The organism is Acidovorax sp. HMWF018, assembly GCF_003061035.1.
GTDB lineage: Bacteria > Pseudomonadota > Gammaproteobacteria > Burkholderiales > Burkholderiaceae_C > Acidovorax > Acidovorax delafieldii.
Genome location: NZ_QAIM01000115.1, coordinates 1 through 3,904 on the forward strand (window position 1 = coordinate 1; position 3,904 = coordinate 3,904).

Below are 3,904 nucleotides of genomic sequence, written 5' to 3' on the forward strand. Positions count from 1 at the left end.
CGCCCCTGTTCGTCGATGTGCGGCACATCCCTGAGCACCTTCGTGAGGAAGAACGTCGCGCGATCACGTCCCAGGAAGCCGGAGATGCGTCCGCCGCGCATCATGGCCATGGCCTGGAAGCGCTGGATGGCCGCGCTCATCGCATAGAAGCTCGTGGTGGGAAGCTCCAGCGCGCTAATGGAACGGATGCCGGGAATGAAGAACAGGAACCGGCCCGTGAGATTGCACTGGCGCGCCTGGTACTCGGGGCAGGATTCCGGATCGCAGAGGCCGCCGTTTTCTTCGCGCAGCACGGTCTTGCGCCCGCCAAAGATACGGATCGCGCGCCGCCCCGTGTCGTCCACCGGGACCGGTGCATGGCGCATGCAGTGGCGCACCAGGCCATCGGGCGAGTACTGCGACCAGAACCGCTTCTCATGGGTACCCCAGGCCGCCAGCTCGTGCGGCATCACGGTCTGCCAGTGGTCGGCGGGGAAGACGACGGGAAAGCGGTAGAGACGGTGGCCCTGGCCTCGGTCTTCGCCGTAGGCATCGAGGATCTCCCGGGCGGTCTCCGGGTTCGCGAAGTCCGACGCTCGCACCGTGAACCAGGGCACGTTGCGCGGCACCAGCGGGGATTTGAGCTGCGGTATCGCCTGCGCCAGCCGCCGTTCGATCTCCTCGAAGGACCGGCCCTCGTCCACGCCCTGCCTGTAGATGGCCTTGGCCTCTGGATGCTCGGCGGCCTTGCGGGTCAGGACCATGATGCCGGGGCGGATCTTTCCCCCGGTGGGGATGCGTGCCGGGGCCTGGCCCAGCAGGGTGTGCAAGGCGACCGGCCCGCCCTGCACCGAAACGACAGCGTTTGCCATGTGGCGCTCCTTCATGAAACGTCGGGGTTGCGACGCTTCATGCTCTCGCGTGATGCCAAGTGTTCAACCCCCGGCAGCAAGGCTTCCAGCCGACTGCCCCGTCCGGTCATGCGCTGCCGGGAGCACAAAAGGCAAGCGAACTAAGCCGCCGGTGATGGCAGCGCGGGCATGGGCTGCTCAGTCCGCCACGCCCAGCATTCACCGTTGGCGACGGCCTTCTCCTTGGCGGTACGCTCCTTGGCCCCGGCAAACGCACTCACAATGTGCAGTGGAATGGGCGTGGCACCGCCGTCCAGCAACAGCGCATTTGGAAAGACTCCACCCTGCGGCGCGTCGTAGCGCAGCGGCTTGAGAAAGCGCCTTTCCTGTCCGACAAGCGCATCGATCAAAGGGCACTCGTGGACGCCCTCCAGCGGTATCCATTGATCGCTTGCCAGCATCAGGCTGGCCGAATCGATCTCGTAGGTCAATTCACGGCGGGCGCGTATCAACGCCGCGATCATGAGCCGGATCCGACGTCCGGTGTCGGCGTCGCGCGCCTCCAGCAAGGAAGCGTGAACACGCGCCAGGCGCTCCCAACTCTTGGTGGGCATCAGCAACGGCGCATCGGGCATGTGGCGGATCCAGATCCGGCAGGCGTGATCCGCACGATCGCAGGCCTTGAACTCGCCGATCACCAACGCCAATGGCGCATGCCCATCGTGGGGCTGCAGGATGGCCAGCTTTTCCCGTCGGCGCTGGGCGGTATCAGCTTTGGTGGATTCCTGGAATGGCTCGGGGACATAGAGACGCTCGGCCAGTGGGATGCCCTTGACATCGATGTCGGCCGCCGCAGCGAGCAGGTACTTGCACAGGACACCCTGGTTGCGCTTTCCGGCCATGGCGGGCGTCCACCGGTTGAAGCCGGCACGCTCGAAAAGAAAATGCATCACGGCGCGAAGCGACATGCGCCGTCTCGGAACCGTGATCTCTGCCGGCGCCAAGGACTCGCCCCTTGGCAGGGCGTGGCCCTGGGTCCTGGTCCATGGAAAGTCCACGCGCAGTTCCACTCGACCTGGCTCAGGCTCCAGCACGGCTTCTCCCACGAGTTCGCCCAGCCCGGAAAGCGCCGCGTCGGGTTCATAGGAGGGGCAGGAGGGGTGATGGTCCTTACCGGTTTCGGGCATGCGTTTGACCACGTACTTGCGATGGCGGGCCACATACATCTCCACACCACCGGCGACACACAGGCAACGCGGCCGCTCAGCGTCGTCATGGATCGACGCAAGCGCCAACTGGAGGCCCGGATCCGTGGCTGCAAACACACGGCCGTGGATTGAGAAGTGCTGCACAGGGAACACCGGCAGGCCGCCGTCGCCACTCGTTGCCGCCGCACCTGGTTGCAAACCATTTCTTCCTGGACCATCGAAGAAAATCTGCTCCTGCATGCTGCCTCCCCCTTCTGAGGACAATGCCACGCACGCATGCTGGGCCATCGTTCCGCTACAGGCCAGCCGAATTCGTAACGGAATCAGCAGGTTTTCGGCATTGATGGCACAGAACTTTGCCATGGTGAAGGACGAACCCATCCCATCGCCTCATTGATAGGCCACCGCTCCGCCAGGCCGCGGCCAGCATGCCAACTGCACGCAGTGGACAGGCCGCACAAAGCCCGTGGTTCTCTCGCATTCAGCCGACCAACGCATCCGCGCTTTGCATCGCCTTGCCGTTCTGCAGCATCCGCCTAAGGTAGCCCACCAAGATCCGCCATTCATGGCGCGAGAAGTCTGCCAAATGAGCGTTCTGCACCGCGGCCAGAATGGCTGGCACCTCGGCAACGGTGCTCTCCCCGGCCTCCGTGAGCTGGACATGGATAACGCGCCGATCCTCGACACTTCTCACACGCTTGCAGAGGCCCTTCTTCTCGAGTCGATCAAGAGCCCGCGTCACGCCGCCCGCGTCCATTTCGAGATCTTGAGCGAGTTCCGCCACCGTTGGCCGTTGGCGCGCCTTGATCTTCACCAGCGGCCCCCATTGAGTGCTGGTCAGCCCGTGCTGATGGAGGCGTATGTCGGTGTTCCGCACTATCGACGCTGTGACGCGGCGCATCAGGTAGCCGATGGTCTCTTCCTGGTAGTAGCCAGAGGCTTCATAGAATTCAATCGGCACAAGGTTGTCTTCCATGCGAGGAAGGCCGCGGCCGAACTGATCTGCATCCACGTACAACGGACGACAAGTTTCACCATGCGGCGAAACGTTCGGTTGCACGCTCGTCTCCAGATCCGCGCCCCCAAGATCGTCGTCCGGGCCGATAGCACCGACGACTTCATCCCAGTCAGAGTCCAGCAGATACCGCCGTGCCACCAACAAGATCCGCTCCACTTCATCCTCGCCCCGCATGCCCCCGCGGACGGTGCTCGCGAGCGATTGCAGCTGTGCCAACGCCGTCTTGCCTCCGAGGGATGCCGTATCGACGATCTCCATGAGTTTCAAAGCCAGTCCACGTTCGCGGCTAAGCCGCTCTTCCAGACAGGACAGAACCTCGGCGAGTTCCGGCTTGCGCTTCCGCAGCACCCCATGCAAATACAGCTCTCCATTGACGCACAGGAGGTAGCGCGGGAATTGCTGCACGCATAACCGGATTGCCTCGAAATCAACGCTCGACCGATCGGCACCGTCGGCGTCAACCGGTGCCAGCAACCCAAGCATGCCAATGGCAAGCGCACGATGCGAGCGCAGTATGGCGGCGACGGCTCGATCCTGTGCAATGGGAGCATCACTGGATCGAACGCCCGTGAAGAGCAGCGCAGCCGACGCGTCCCGAAGAACCTGCTCCGCGCGGGACTGGAGACTCCATTCCTGGGCAACAGGGCACCGTTGCGACGCCATCACGATGACGTCGCACCCCTGGATCCTGGCGGCCGCACCAACGGCTTCCGCAAGGTGGCACGACACCAGGGCCAAAGACGCGCAGCGAATGCCACGTGCCGCCGCGCTCGATTTCGCGTTTGACAACACCACGTCGGAATCGCCGAAGGCTGCGCGATGCAACGCACAGGCCAAGGCCGTTGGGG

Annotated in this window: 3 protein-coding genes; all 3 read right to left on the reverse strand. The window is 63.9% G+C overall.

Annotation, left to right across the window (positions count from 1 at the left end; all coding sequences use genetic code 11):
• The coding region (locus DBR23_RS04280; RefSeq protein ID WP_108497419.1) for a hypothetical protein at positions 1-851 on the reverse strand (851 nt) is incomplete at its 3' end.
• 140 nt (positions 852-991) lie between these two features.
• On the reverse strand, positions 992-2,419 hold the full coding sequence (locus DBR23_RS04285) for a DUF1173 domain-containing protein (protein WP_233250267.1): 1,428 nt from the start codon (positions 2,417-2,419) through the stop codon (positions 992-994).
• A 100-nt stretch (positions 2,420-2,519) separates the two neighbouring features.
• A partial coding sequence (locus tag DBR23_RS30270) for a MarR family winged helix-turn-helix transcriptional regulator (protein ID WP_233250268.1) occupies positions 2,520-3,904 on the reverse strand: 1,385 nt, incomplete at its 5' end.